This is a genomic window from Bradyrhizobium sp. 157, from assembly GCF_023073815.1.
Taxonomy (GTDB): Bacteria; Pseudomonadota; Alphaproteobacteria; order Rhizobiales; family Xanthobacteraceae; genus Bradyrhizobium.
In genome coordinates this window covers 168,346-181,850 of record NZ_JADPKF010000060.1, presented here as the reverse complement: position 1 = coordinate 181,850, position 13,505 = coordinate 168,346, and the positions used below count along the sequence as shown (strand labels likewise).

Below are 13,505 nucleotides of genomic sequence, written 5' to 3'. Positions count from 1 at the left end.
ACCGGGCATCGGGTCAGGAGAACAAGCCTTCAGCATGTGGATGAGGTCAGTCCGCCACCGCGGCCGACACGTCGCGCTGGCGCTTCATGACGATTTTGTTGAGCGCGCCGATAGGCCTCTGCCGAGGCGACCAGCGTATCCGGGTCGGCGCGTGCGGTCATCGAACGGCCCTGATGGATGGACGCCACAGGAGCGTCACCGGAGCGCATCAAGCAGCGCCCTGGCCTCCCGCAGATCGGCAGTGTGGAAACCTTCCGTGAACCAGCCATAGACCGGCGCGAGGAGATCATGGGACTGCTGCGGCTTGCCCTGATCACGCCATAGCCGGGCCAGGCTGGCGGTAGCGCGCAGCTCCAAGGACTTGGCGCTCTGGTGCCTCGCCACCTCAAGCGCATGCCGAAAGCACGCTTCTGCTTCGGTCCCGTCGCCGCCTCGCCTCGCCACCGTCAGCTCCCCAATCAAGCGATAGATTTCCGCCTCCCATCGCCGCTCGCCTGTCTCCTCGACAGCGGCCGCAGCTTCGGCCAGCGCGGTCAATCCTTGCTCGAATTCTCCGGCCCACGCCGAAGCTTCAGCCAGCAGCGCGAGATAATAGGGTCGACGGATGCGCACGCCGGTCGGCTGGACGGCCGCGAGACCGTCGCGAACCTCAGCGATCCCTTCTACTCCCTGTCCGCGTACCGCGATCGCCCAGCCCCGCAAGATGTTTCCCGCCGCCGCCAGGTGCGGTGCGATGCCATGCTCGGCGCAGACCGCGATTGCGGCCTCCGCTTGCTCCCGGGCCGGCTCAGCTTCCCGCCGATGCTGGTAGATCATCGCCGCGAACACCAGAGCGAGAACAAGGCTAAAAGGATGCGACAGCTCTCGCGCCATGCTCACCGCTTCGCGCGCAGCGGCAAGCGCCTGCTCGGGGAAGCCAAGCGGCCACAGCGTCGCGGCCGCGGTATATCGGTTGCAGACAGCTGCGTCGTGGCTGCCATAGAGGAACTTATGGGCACGGTACGCGTCCGGCCGGTAGAGTGCCAATCCCGCATCTAGATGCGCACGGCACGCGGCAAGCTCCGGGACATTGAGAAGGGTTGTCCATGCAGCATGATGCGCCTGCAGAAGAAGCGCCGGATCGGCGCTCCGCCGCGCAAGTGCAAACAGTTCGTCCAACAGATCGCGCGCCGTCTTGAACTCGCAGCGCTGTTGGTAAACGAGCCACAACCCCCAACTCACAGCAAAGAGCTGCGCCACATCGCCGACTTGCCGACAAAGGTCGCGGGCGCGCAGGTAGGCCTGCTCGACTTCCGGCGCCGACCAGCTCTTGGTGGTGATCAGCACCGGCGCAAGCACGAGCTGCAGATCGAGTTCGCGGCGGGCGCGTGTCGCCGGATCGGCGACCCGCTCTGCGACCATTAGCCCCCTGCGGAGATGGGCGATCGCCTCCGCGTGTGCCGAGCGCTCGGCCGCGCGCTGGCCAGCCTTGCGCCAGTAGGTAACAGCGTCTTCCGTGAGGTCAGCCTCGGTGAAGTGGTGCGCCAGCACCTCTGGCTGGGTAGCCGTAATGTCCGGGAAGTTCCCCTCGAGCGCCCGGGCGATGCGCGCGTGCAGCGCTTGCCGCTTGCCGCGCAGCAACGTGCCATAGGCGGTGTCCTGAACGAGGGCATGCTTGAAGCTGTAAGCCGATGAGCCACGACGGAAAATCAGTTGTGATGCGGCGAGCTGTTCAAGGGCCGACTGCAAGGGCGCCTCCGACAGCGGCGACACGGTCCGTATCAGATCGTCGGTGAACTCCCTACCAATGGCGGCGCCGCTCTGGGCGATTTCTTTGGCTTCCGGACTGAGACGGTCGAGACGGGCCAGGAGCGAGGCGTGCAAGGTAGCCGGGACGGCGAGTGCACCCGGAGAGGTTCGCGAAAGCACGGCCTTGGCATCCCCTTCGGCTCCCGCTTCCAGCACAGCCTTGGTCAGTTCCTCCACGAACAGCGGCACGCCGTCCGTGCGGTCGATGATCTCGTGGAGAACCGCGCTGGGCAGCACCTTGTCGCCAACCACCCGCTGTACGAGGGCTGCGGTGTCACGCCGGTTCAAGCGACCGAGCGCCAGCATCGTGACGTGCGGCTGGCCGATCCACGGTGGCGAGAACTCCGGTCGGAAGGTGAGGAGTAGCAACACCGGCAGTTGCTGCACGCGATCGACCGCTACTTGCAGGAGCTCGAGCGAGGTCGGGTCGATCCAGTGTACATCTTCGAAGACCCACAGCACGGGATTGCGCCGAGACAGGTCCTCCACTTGCCGGAGCAGCGCCTGAAGCGTGCGCTCCTTCTTCGCAGGCGGACTGAGCGATACCGGGCAATAGCGGTCGGAGGGCAATGATAGCAGCTCGGCCAATAGCGGCATGTATTCGGCAGCGGTGCTTGAGGCCGTTAACAGCGCCTCGATTTTGTCGAGCCTGACCGCCGGTGGGTCGTCCCTGGTGAACCCGGCCGCCCGCTCCAGTTGCCTGATGACGGGGTACAGCGCGCTGCCCTGGTGGTGCGGCGAGCAGAAGCAGCGCAGGCGCGAGTACGGTTCGGCCTGGAGCTTCTCCTGGAGGGCCGCCACCAGTCGCGATTTCCCGACCCCGGGCTCCGCTGAGAGCAGCACCACCTGCCCCTCCCCAGAGGTCGCGCGCTGCCACCGGCGCAGCAGCAGTTCGAGCTCTTCCTCGCGGCCGACCAGCGGGGTCAGGCCGGCCGAATGGAAGGCTTCAAACCGGCTCTCGACGGCGCTCGATCGGAGCACCTGATAGGCTTGGATGGGTTGCGGAAAGCCCTTCATCGCGACCGTTCCGAGATCGCGGTACTCGAAAAGATCGCCCAGGAGATGGCGCGTCATGGGACCGACCACAATGGTGTTCGGCTCGCCAAGTGCTTGCAGGCGCGCCGCGAGGTTGGGCGTCTCACCCACCACGGCGCGTTCCAGTGCCTCGCCCGAGCCAATGAGATCGCCGACCACGACCAGCCCCGTCCCGATGCCGATGCGGACCCGAAGACGCTCGGATGTTTGCAGTTGGTCGACGGCGTCGATGAGCGCCAAACCGGCGCGCACCGCTCGCTCGGCATCGTCCTCATGCGCCTGCGGGTAACCGAAATAAAGCAGTACGCCGTCGCCCATGTACTTCGCGACGAAACCGTCGAAGCGGGCGACCGTCTCAGCGACGCAGCGGTGATAGGCGCCAATCACCTCACGCAGGTCCTCGGGGTCAAGACCAGCCGATAGTGCGGTCGAGCCGACGAGGTCGCAGATCATCACGGTGAGCTGCCGCCGTTCGGCCGAAGAGATGGCGCTCGAGCTTGGTGCCGGCGCGGCGCTCGAGTCTCCGGATGCTGAGGGCTTTGGCAGGCAAGCGGCCGCTTTCAATAGCTTCTTGCGCTGGCCAAGCGAGAGACCGAGCTTCTCCAGGTCCGCCTCACTCAGCTCAGGCAGGATCTTGAGATCGACATCGTTCGTCCGCAACACGGGTGCGAGTTGCACCAGGCCAAGCGGCACCAGCCAGCGCTCCAGCTCGTCCACGGCCTTTCTCCTGGCTGGTGTGGACTCTACCAGATCGAGCGTGTGCTCCAAAGTAACTTTGCCGGCTGCAGGGGCTCCGAAAGACGCCGGCTCGGCTTCGGGCCTATAGTTCCGGGGCGGTCTTTTGGACCGTCCCGGAATGACGGAGGTGTGAAGCGATCAGCCTGCCACCGCGGCCGGCATGTCGCGCTGGCGCTTCATGACGATCTTGTTGAGCGCGCCGAGATAGGCTTTTGCGGAAGCGACCAGCGTATCCGGATCGGCGGCGCGTGCCGTCATCGAACGGCCCTCGTGCGAGAGCCGCACCGAGACTTCGGCCTGCGCGTCGGTGCCTTCGGTGACGGCGTGGACCTGGTACAGCTCCAGCTTTGCTTCATGCGGCACCAGTGCCTTGATGCAGTTGAACACGGCGTCCACCGGGCCGTTGCCTTCGGCCTCCTCGATCCTGGTCTGGCCTTCGACGTCGAGCTTCATGGTGGCGCGCTGCGGGCCATGGGTGCCGGCGATGACCGTCAGCGAGGTCAGCTTGATCCGATCATGCGAGGCCGCCATTTCCTCATCGACCAGCGCCTCGATGTCCTCGTCGTAGATGTCTTTCTTGCGGTCGGCTAGCGCCTTCATGCGGTTGAAGGCATCTTCGAGTTGGTTGGCGCCGAGCTTGTAACCCATCTCTTCCAGCTTGTGCACGAAGGCATGACGTCCGGAATGCTTGCCGAGCACCAGCGACGACTGCTTCAGGCCAACCATCTCGGGCCGCATGATCTCGTAGGTCGACGCGTCCTTCAGCACGCCGTCCTGGTGGATGCCGCTTTCGTGCGCGAACGCGTTACGGCCGACGATCGCCTTGTTGTACTGCACCGGGAACGAGGTCGCCGCCGACACCAGCTTCGAGGCGCGCGTCAATTGCGTGGTGTCGATCTTGTTCCACCACGGAAACTTGTCGTTGCGCACGTTGATCGCCATCACGATCTCTTCGAGCGCGGCGTTGCCCGCCCGTTCGCCGATACCGTTGACGGTGCATTCAACCTGGCGCGCGCCGCCGGCGATGCCGGCCAGCGAGTTTGCCACCGCCATGCCGAGGTCGTTATGGCAGTGAACGGAGAAGATCGCCTTGTCCGAGTTCGGCACCCGCTCGATCAGCGTGCGCATGAAGTGGGTGTATTCCTCCGGCACGGTGTAGCCGACGGTATCGGGAATGTTCACCGTGGTGGCGCCGGCCTTGATGACGGCTTCGACGATGCGGCAGAGATAATCCATCTCGCTGCGGGTGCCATCCTCGGCCGACCATTCGACATCGTCGATCTGATTGCGGGCGCGGGTGACGTTGGCGATCGAGAGCTCGATCACTTGCTCCGGTGTCATGTTCAACTTGACGCGCATGTGCAGCGGCGAGGTCGCGATCACGGTGTGGACGCGGCCGCGTTTTGCGAACTTCACCGCCTCGGCGCAGCGATCGATGTCCTTGGGATGCGCGCGCGATAGGCCGGCGATCACGGCGTTCTTGGAGCGGCGGGCAATCTCGCTGACCGCCTGGAAGTCGCCTTCCGATGTGATCGGGAAACCGGCCTCGATGACGTCGACACCCATGTCGTCGAGCATTTCGGCGACCTCGAGCTTTTCCTCGAAGGTCATGGTCGCGCCCGGGCACTGCTCGCCGTCACGCAGAGTGGTGTCGAAAATGATGACGCGGTCCTTCTCGGACTTATTCGCTGTAGTCATATGCTGAATTCCTTTTGGGTCGTAGCGCCGTTCTCTCATGGGCGCCGAAGGGTCTGGTGATCTCGCTCAAAACCCCTGAGTGCCCAGGCGCAAACGCCCAGACGGCCCTCAGGGGCCGATAAGAAGCAGAAGCCCGCCAAGAAGCAGGGTGGGCGCGGACGCAGCTGGACGTGCAGGGGCAGCCTTGGCCGCTCCACCCCGAACTCCCAACATTTGGCTGCGAATCAGCATTGCCAGACCCTTTTGGACGCTCAAATCTCGGCTAAAACCATTGACGGTTCGTTGCCGCGACAGCGTTCCGGGGCTGTTCTAGACGAGAATTACGGCCGGCCGCAATGCCAAAAGAGGGTCAGGAAACGTGACCTAACCATGCTTGTCGTCGTCCGGCTAGACCGGACGACCCAGTATTACCAGCGGCCGCGGAGAGCCGAAAGGCCGCAGCGTACGGGAATTCCCCGCCTTCGCGGGGAACGACAATCCGGTAGAACGCAGCGAAGCCGAATGCTGTGAGGGACGAACCGACGGCAGGGTTCCCTCCCCCCTTGCGGGGGAGGGTCAGGGAGAGGGGTGCCACGCGACGTGCTCTCTCAGAGTGAGTGCCACGATGAATGACCGAGATTGAGAAGCCAGTGCGCACATCGATCGTTTCGCCCGGGGCATACCCCTCTCCCCAACCCTCCCCGGCAAGGGGGAGGGAGCCTGACCACTGTGCTTACCTCACGTGTGGATGGCTTGCGCGAAATGCTCCCTCACCTCCTCTGTCCACGCGACGTCGCGCGCAAGCTCGATGGTGAGCGGCCATAGAGTTCGGAGAACGCGGCGTTGAAGCGGCGCAAGCTGCCGAAGCCGGCGCGGAAGGCGATTTCCGTCATCGCGTCGTCGGTGGTGTCGAGCAACCGTTTGGCGCGCTGGATGCGGCGGGTGTTCGCGACCTGCTGCGGGCTTGCCCCGACATGGCGTTCGAACAGGCGGGCGAGATGGCGCGAGGTGATCCCAAGCTTCTCCGCTAGTCCGGCGACCGATCCGTGCTCCAACGCGCCGCCATCGATCAGCTTCAGTGCCCGCGCAACGGTCGAGCGGGTGCCGTTCCAGGCCGGGCAGAACGGCGCGGTCTCCGGGCGGCAGCGCAGGCACGGCCGGTATCCCGCCGCTTCGGCCGCTGCTGCCGTCGGGTAATAGGTGACGTTGCGCGTCAACGGGTGCTTGACCGGGCAGACCGGGCGGCAATAGATCCGCGTGGTCCGAACCGCCGTGAAAAAACGGCCATCATAGCGCGCGTCGCGCCTCAGCCGCGCAGCATTGCAGATATCGAAACTCAACATTCTCGAATTCTAGCTCACCGCGCGGCCGATGAAAGTGGGCGCGGATGATGAGGTCCGATTCCGGCCAGCGGTCAGGGCCGGTGTGTCTTAGATCGGCGGCAACGGATTCACTCTCCCGGAAGGCAAAACAAAAAATGAATAACCCGACAGCCAAGGACATCGTCCTCAACGCGTGGAAAACATTCGCAACGCGAGACGCGGGCCTGATCGCATCCCTGTTCACACCGGACGCCGAATGGATCGCCCCTCGCCGCAACGCGACGGCGGTGGCGCTCGCGCATACCGATCACATGATCGGCCCCGACCAGATCGCGCGGTTCATCGCCTCCGAGATGCACCGCCTGTTCTCCGCAATCGAGATCTCGTTCCGCGCCGTCCATGCCGATGGCGATACCGTGATCATTGAGGAGCGGATGCGGGCGACCCTTCCGGAAGGACGGCCGTATGACAACGACTACTGCTTCGTCTTTGTCGTCGCAGGCGGCCGCATCAAAGAGGTTCGCGAGTATATGGACACGCGAAAGGGCTGGCAGATGATTTTCGGAGAAACGGCGGAGTGACGCGTAACGGGAATCGGTAAAGCCACCGGGTCACGCGAATGCGCACCCGATGACAGGCCCCCGCGTGCTCACCGTTCAGTCCCGACACTCGACACCAATGGTGGGCAAGTGCGCCTTTGCCGCTACTTCTGGGAATGACAATCCGGTGGAACGCAGCGAAGCCGTCGCATCGACTGCTGTGAGGGACGCACCGAAGGCAGGGTTCCCTCCCACTTGCGGGGGAGGGTTAGGGAGAGGGGTGCCACACCACGTGCTCTCTCAGTGTGAGTTCAACGATCCGAGATTGAGAAGCCGGTGCGCACATCGATCACCTCGCCCGGGGCGTACCCCTCTCCCCAACCCTCCCCCGCAAGGGGGAGGGAGCCTGACCAGTGTGCTTACCTCACGTGGAATGGGATGGAGTAAATCCATCACCCGGTGGCGGAGAGCGATGGGTTTTGTTTCGCTCTGCCCACCCTACTTCTTGTCCGCCTCCTCCTCCGCCAGCAGCGCTTCGCGCACCTTGGCGAATTCGCTGCGGTCGGCCTGATCGACCTTTGGAAAATGTAGATCGAGCTTCTCGAGAGCTGCGACGATGGTCGAGCCGATCACGACGCGGGTAAACCATTTGTGGTCGGCGGGGACTACGATCCATGGTGCCGCCTCCGTCGCGGTGTGGCGGATCACGTCCTGGTAGGCGGCCTGGTATTTCGCCCACAGCTTGCGTTCATCAATATCGGCAAGCGAGAACTTCCAGTTCTTGGCGGGCTCTTCCAGCCGCGCCAGAAAGCGCTGGCGCTGCTCCTCCTTGGAGACGTTGAGGAAGAATTTCAGGATCACGGTGCCGTTGCGCGCGAGGTAGCGCTCCATCGCCGAGATGTCCTCGAACCGGTCGCGCCAGATGTCCTTGGTGACGAGTTGCGGCGGTATCTTCTGCCTGGCGAGAATTTCGGGGTGGACCCGCACCACCAGGCATTCCTCGTAGTAGGAACGGTTGAAGATGCCGATCCGGCCGCGCTCCGGCAGCGCGATCATGCTGCGCCACAGGAAATCGTGGTCGAGTTCTTTTGAGGAAGGCTGCTTGAACGAGGTGACCTCGCAGCCCTGCGGGTTGACGCCCTCGAACACGCTCTTGATGGCCGAATCCTTGCCGGCGGCGTCCATGCCCTGAAAGATCAGCAGCATCGACCAGCGGTCCTGGGCGTAGAGCTTTTCCTGGAAATCGTTGAGCCGCTTGCGATTGGCCTCGATGATCTTGGTCGCCTTGTCCTTATCAAGGCCGCCCTTCTCGTTCGTCTTGTGCGACTTCAGGTGAAACTCGCCCGCTCCGTCAAAACGGAACGGGTCGACATAGGGCTTCAGTTCGTCGGCAAACGGCTGCGAGGATTTCTTGTTCATTTCGTCCCGGAGGGCTTGGGTTGCGTCTTCAGTCGGTCGAGGACGCTACCAAGAATGCCCTTGGGAAGGAATATGATGAAGATGACGAGCAGGAGGCCATAGACCAGATTGTCCCAGCCCACCGCCTTGGTGCCGAACCCGATGCGCAGGATTTCCGCAAGCATGATGGTGATGATGGCGCCGATGGTTGGCCCGAGCGAGACATAGAGCCCGCCGACGATAACGGCAAACACCATCTGCAGCGACACCGCAATGCCGCTGACGGTATCGGGCGAGATGAACATCTGGTACTGGCAGTAGAGCGCACCGGCGAGCGCCGTCATCAGCGCCGAGATCAGCGTGATCTTGAGCTTTTCGGCTGTCACGTTGACGCCGGCCGCGGCGGCGGCATCCTCGTCTTCCGAGATCGCCTCCATGGCGTAGCGGCTCATGCTGCGGTCGACCCAGCGCCAGATCAGCAATCCGACCACCCACACGAACAGCGCGATCAGATACCACGTCGTTTTTTCGTCGAACTGCAACGCCAGCAGCCCCTGGCCGCTGCGGGCGCGGTCGGGCGTGTAGCCGAGCGAGCCGCCGGTGTAGTCGCGGGTCGCGGTAATGACCTGCAGCACGATGCCTGATAAAGCCAGCGTCACCAGCACAAAATAGTGCCCGGTGATGCGGAAGCGGAAACAGGGATAGGCGACGATCAGCGCCAGCACGCCCGCCGCCACCATGCTGATGGGGATGCCGATCCATGGCGAGACGCCGAGATGGTTCCACAGCAGCGCAGTGATGTAAGCGCCCACGCCCATGAAGCCGCCGTGGCCGAGCGACACCAGTCCGAAGCGGCCCATGATCGACCACGCGGTATAGGCGAACGACCAGATCAGGATCAGCACCAGGATGTGCAGGTGATAGGGCTCACGATAGACGAAGGGCAGCGCGATCAGCGCGGCCAATCCAACGGCCCAGGCGATGTAGCGGGAATTCACGCGCGCCTCGCAAGAAGGCCCGCGGGCCGGATGAACATCATGACGATGAAGAAGGCGAACGCCAGCACGTAGCCCCATTCGAGATCGGAGTACAGGCCGCCCAGCGAAATGATCTGAGCGAATACGAAAGCCGCGATGAAGCCGCCGACGAAGTTGCCGAGCCCGCCGAGCACGCAGATCAGGAAGGTGATCGGCCCGAACGAGAGGCCAACGAAGGGGTGCACGTCGTACTGCAGGACCAGAAGACAGGCGGCGAGGCCTGCGAGCGCGCCACCCAGCGCCGAGGTGATGAGATAGATGCGCTTGGTGTCGACCCCCATCAGCGACATGATCTGTCGGTCCTGCGCGACGGCGCGGATCGCGGTCCCCGTATAAGTTCGTTTCATGAAGAAGTAGATCGCCAGCATGCCGGCCAAGGCGGCGACAAAGGCGAGCAGCCGCGAATAGCTGAAATGCATGTCGCCGATCGCCAGCACCGGCAGGCGGATGCCGAGGTTGCGGAAGTCGATGCCGAAGGCGACGGTGGCAAAGCTCTGCAGGATGAACAGCACGCCGCCGGTGGCGAGCAACTGGTTGATCGGCGGCGCGGTGAGTAGCGGCGCGATGACGAGATAGTGCAGGAGCGCGCCGAGCGCTGCGACCAGCAGAATCGCGATCGGCGCTGCAACCCAGTACGGCAATCCGAACACCTGGACCATGTAGTACATGCCGTACATGCCGATCATGACCAGTTCGGCGTAGCAGATCCAGGTGACGTCGATGACGCCGAAGATCAGGTTGAGCCCGAGCGCGAGCAGCGCGAGCACGCCGCCGAGCAGGATGCCGTTGACAATGGCTTCCAGCAGAAAGATATCGAAGGTGTCGAGGAATGCCTGCATTGTTTGTCGCCCTATCCCGGCTTCGCCTCACCTCTCCCGCTTGCGGGGGAGGTCGGATCGCATCGAAGATGCGATCCGGGTGGGGGAAACTCTCTCCACACGAGCGGTGCGACTCGCGGAAACACCCCCACCCATAGCCGATGCTCCGCATCGGCGTGTTTGTTAAGGACGGCGGCCGGAGGCCGCCTACGCCTCCCCCGCAACCGGGAGAGGGAGCGCAGTTCCTTCGCGGTCGCCACTCGGCTCAATCTCGTCATGCCCTGCCCTAAACTCCCAGATATGCCTGCTTGATGGTGTCGGTCTTCATCATCTCCTCCGACGTACCCGATGCGCGGATGGTGCCGGCTTCCAGCAAATACGCGCGGTCGACCACCTTCAGCACCTGCTGCACGTTCTGCTCGACGATCAAAACCGTCAGCCCGCCAGAGCGAATTCGCTTCACCAGCTCGAACACCTGCTGCACCACGACCGGCGCAAGGCCCGCCGAGGGCTCGTCGAGCAGGAGCAATTTCGGATCCGACATCAGCGCGCGCCCGATCGCGCACATCTGCTGCTCGCCGCCCGACAGCGTGCCGGCCATCTGGCTGCGCCGTTCCTTCATCCGCGGGAACAGGTCGAACACGAATTCGAGCCGCTCGGCATACTTGGCGCGCGCGCCCGGCATGTAGGCGCCCATCTTCAGATTGTCGTCGACGGTGAGCCGCGGAAACAGCCGGCGGTTCTCCGGCACATGCGCAATGCCGAGATCGACGATGCGGTGCGCCGGCGTCGCCAGCACGTCGCGGCCTTCCATCGTGATCGAACCTTTGGTGGGCCGTATCAGGCCGGAGATCACGCGCATCAGCGTGGTCTTGCCGGCGCCGTTCGGGCCGATCACGCCGACGGCCTCGCCCGCTCTGACGTTGAGGTTGGTGCCGAATAATGCCTGGAAGCTGCCGTAACCCGCGTCGAGCGATCTGAGTTCGAGCATACTTACACCCCTGCCCGCCGGCGCGCTTCCGCCGCCGCGGCCTGGCTCGAATCCGCGTCCGTGCCGAGATAGACCTCGATCACCCGTGGATCGCTCGCCACCGCGCTCGGCAGGCCTTCCGAAATCTTCTCGCCGTGATCGAGCACCATCACGCGGTCGACCACGCGCATCAACACGCCCATGATGTGCTCGACCCAGATGATGGTGATGCCGAGCTCGTCGCGGATCTTGCGCAGCATGTCGGCGGCCTGGTCCATCTCGTGCTCGTCGAGCCCGCCAAGGCTTTCGTCGGCGAGCAGGAGCTTCGGCCCGGTGGCGAGCGCTTTTGCGAGTTCGAGTTTTTTCAGGCCGGCGGCGCCTAAGCCATCGACGCCGGCGTGGCGGTTCGTCGGCAGGCCGACCATGGCGAGCGCGCGTTCAGCCGCCTCGTCCGCGCGGGCGCGGCTGTGGCTGCCCTGGCCGTAATAGCCTGCGAGCGCCACATTCTCGAATATCGTGAGGCGGTGAAACGGCCGCGGGATCTGGAAGGTGCGGCCGATGCCGCTGTTGATGATGCGGTGCGGTGCCTTGCCGGCGATCTCCGTTCCGTTGAACACAATCGATCCTGCCGTCGGGATCAGCGTGCCCGACAGCATATTGAAGATCGTGCTCTTGCCGGAGCCGTTCGGACCGATCAGGCCGAGAATCTCGCCCTGCTCGACCCGGAACGACACGTTGTTAACAGCGGTGAAGCCGCCGAAGCGTTTCACCAATCCGTCTACCGTCAGCACGCCGGAAACCTCCGCTTAGCCGTTTGCCCGGCTCTTACTGGTTGCTGAACGTGGTTCCCTTCGGCAGCGGCAGCACGGCCTCGCGCTGCGCCTGGCTCTTTGGCCACACCACATACGACTTATCGTCAACATACTGGATGACAACGGGGAACGAGCGTTCGTTCTGGCCGGCCATCTGAGAGCCCTCGCCGTGGAACTTGACGCCGAAGCCGAGCATGGTGCCGCCTTCGGGAATGTCGACTTCGAGAGCTGCCTTGCGCAGCGCCTCGGGATCGACGCCGCCATATTTCTTGATGGCGCGCGGCAGCACTTCGGTCAGGAACACGTAGGTGTTCGACGCGGCCATGCCGGCATGGGCCGAGCGAATCGCAACGCCGGGTTTCGCCTTGTCGAACTCCTCGCCGACCATCTTGATGACCGGCGGCAGTTTCGGATCCATCGATTTCTGGTTGGCGAGCCAGATCGAGATCGGATCGGTGTTGAAGACGTAGTTGACGTCGCCGCCCAAGCCTTCCTTCAGCTTTTCGTAGACGCCGTAGCCCGCGCCGTGACCGACCAGAGCCTGGAATTTCAGGCCCTGCTCGCGCGCCTGACGCCCGAACAAAGTGATGTCGGGATTATAGCCGGTGTGGAAGATGACATCCGGCCGCGCGCGCTTCAGCTTGGTGACGAGAGAAGAAAGGTCGGGCGCGGTGGCGGCATAGCCTTCCTTCAGCACGATGTTAAAGCCGGCCTTCTTGGCACCGGCCTCATTGCCCTTCGCCACGTCGACGCCATAGGCGCCGTCCTCGTGGATGATGGCGACCCGCAAATCCTTCGGCTCCTTACCGAGCTTCGCTTTCGAGTTCTGGGCGATGAAATCCATCGTCATCATGCCGAACTGGTCGCCCGAGGCCTGCGGACGGAATACGTATTTGAAGTTCTTGTCGGCCAGCACAGCCGAGGAAATGCAGGTCGTGATCCACATGAAATTCTTCAGCTGCTCGACGCGCGCGGCCACCGGCACGCATTGCGCAGACGAGAAGAAGCCGAGCAGCATGTTGACCTTTTCCTGTTCGATCAGCCGGACGGCCTCGTTGATCGCCACGTCAGGCTTGCTCTGGGCGTCGGCGTAGACGGCTTCGACCTTGTAACCCTCGACGCCGGTCTTGGCGTACTGGTCGAGCATGATCTTGGCGCCGATATATTGCAGCTCCGAGCCGCCGCCCGCGAGCGGACCAGTAAGATCGTAGATCACGCCGATCTTGATTTTCTTTTCCTGAGCCTCGGCGGCGACCGCCATCCCCAGCACCGCGATTGCGGCAGACAGCCCGACGAGAAGGCGTGCAGCTTTGCGCCCCGGCATGGAATCCTCCCTGGATTATTTTTTGTGCACTGCGTCTTTTTCTTGCT

Annotated in this window: 10 protein-coding genes; 1 reads left to right on the top strand and 9 read right to left on the bottom strand. The window is 63.6% G+C overall.

The features are described from left to right. Positions 1 to 195: 195 nt before the first annotated feature. From IVA95_RS13260 to IVA95_RS13250, 3 genes are all read right to left on the bottom strand, one after another. Entirely contained in the window at positions 196 to 3,540 is a 3,345-nt protein-coding gene (locus tag IVA95_RS13260) for an adenylate/guanylate cyclase domain-containing protein (protein WP_247510884.1), read from the bottom strand. 159 nt (positions 3,541 to 3,699) lie between these two features. Continuing rightward, on the bottom strand, positions 3,700 to 5,259 hold the full coding sequence (locus IVA95_RS13255; RefSeq protein WP_247510883.1) for a 2-isopropylmalate synthase: 1,560 nt from the start codon (positions 5,257 to 5,259) through the stop codon (positions 3,700 to 3,702). Positions 5,260 to 6,008: 749 nt separating this feature from the next. Next, entirely contained in the window at positions 6,009 to 6,581 is a 573-nt protein-coding gene (locus IVA95_RS13250) for an Ada metal-binding domain-containing protein (RefSeq protein WP_247510882.1), read from the bottom strand. 134 nt (positions 6,582 to 6,715) lie between these two features. Between IVA95_RS13250 and IVA95_RS13245 the strand changes: the two genes are divergently transcribed. Continuing rightward, entirely contained in the window at positions 6,716 to 7,141 is a 426-nt protein-coding gene (locus tag IVA95_RS13245) for a nuclear transport factor 2 family protein (protein WP_247510881.1), read from the top strand. Positions 7,142 to 7,597: 456 nt separating this feature from the next. Here IVA95_RS13245 and IVA95_RS13240 read toward each other — a convergent pair whose 3' ends face one another. From IVA95_RS13240 to IVA95_RS13215, 6 genes are all read right to left on the bottom strand, one after another. Further along, complete coding sequence (locus IVA95_RS13240) at positions 7,598 to 8,518, bottom strand: polyphosphate kinase 2 family protein (RefSeq protein ID WP_247510880.1); 921 nt, start codon at positions 8,516 to 8,518, stop codon at positions 7,598 to 7,600. Beyond that, on the bottom strand, positions 8,515 to 9,495 hold the full coding sequence (locus IVA95_RS13235) for a branched-chain amino acid ABC transporter permease (RefSeq protein ID WP_247510879.1): 981 nt from the start codon (positions 9,493 to 9,495) through the stop codon (positions 8,515 to 8,517). Before IVA95_RS13235 ends, IVA95_RS13240 begins: the two co-directional genes overlap by 4 nt. Then, complete coding sequence (locus IVA95_RS13230) at positions 9,492 to 10,373, bottom strand: branched-chain amino acid ABC transporter permease (protein WP_247510878.1); 882 nt, start codon at positions 10,371 to 10,373, stop codon at positions 9,492 to 9,494. Before IVA95_RS13230 ends, IVA95_RS13235 begins: the two co-directional genes overlap by 4 nt. Before the next feature lie 265 nt (positions 10,374 to 10,638). Next, a complete protein-coding gene (locus IVA95_RS13225) occupies positions 10,639 to 11,343 on the bottom strand; it encodes an ABC transporter ATP-binding protein (RefSeq protein ID WP_247510877.1) in 705 nt (234 codons plus the stop codon). A 2-nt stretch (positions 11,344 to 11,345) separates the two neighbouring features. Then, positions 11,346 to 12,113, bottom strand: coding sequence for an ABC transporter ATP-binding protein (locus IVA95_RS13220; RefSeq protein WP_247510876.1), 768 nt, complete (start codon positions 12,111 to 12,113; stop codon positions 11,346 to 11,348). 34 nt (positions 12,114 to 12,147) lie between these two features. After that, the gene (locus IVA95_RS13215; protein ID WP_247510875.1) at positions 12,148 to 13,458 is read right to left on the bottom strand and encodes an ABC transporter substrate-binding protein; all 1,311 of its coding nucleotides are present in this window, start codon (positions 13,456 to 13,458) and stop codon (positions 12,148 to 12,150) included. Positions 13,459 to 13,505: the final 47 nt, after the last annotated feature.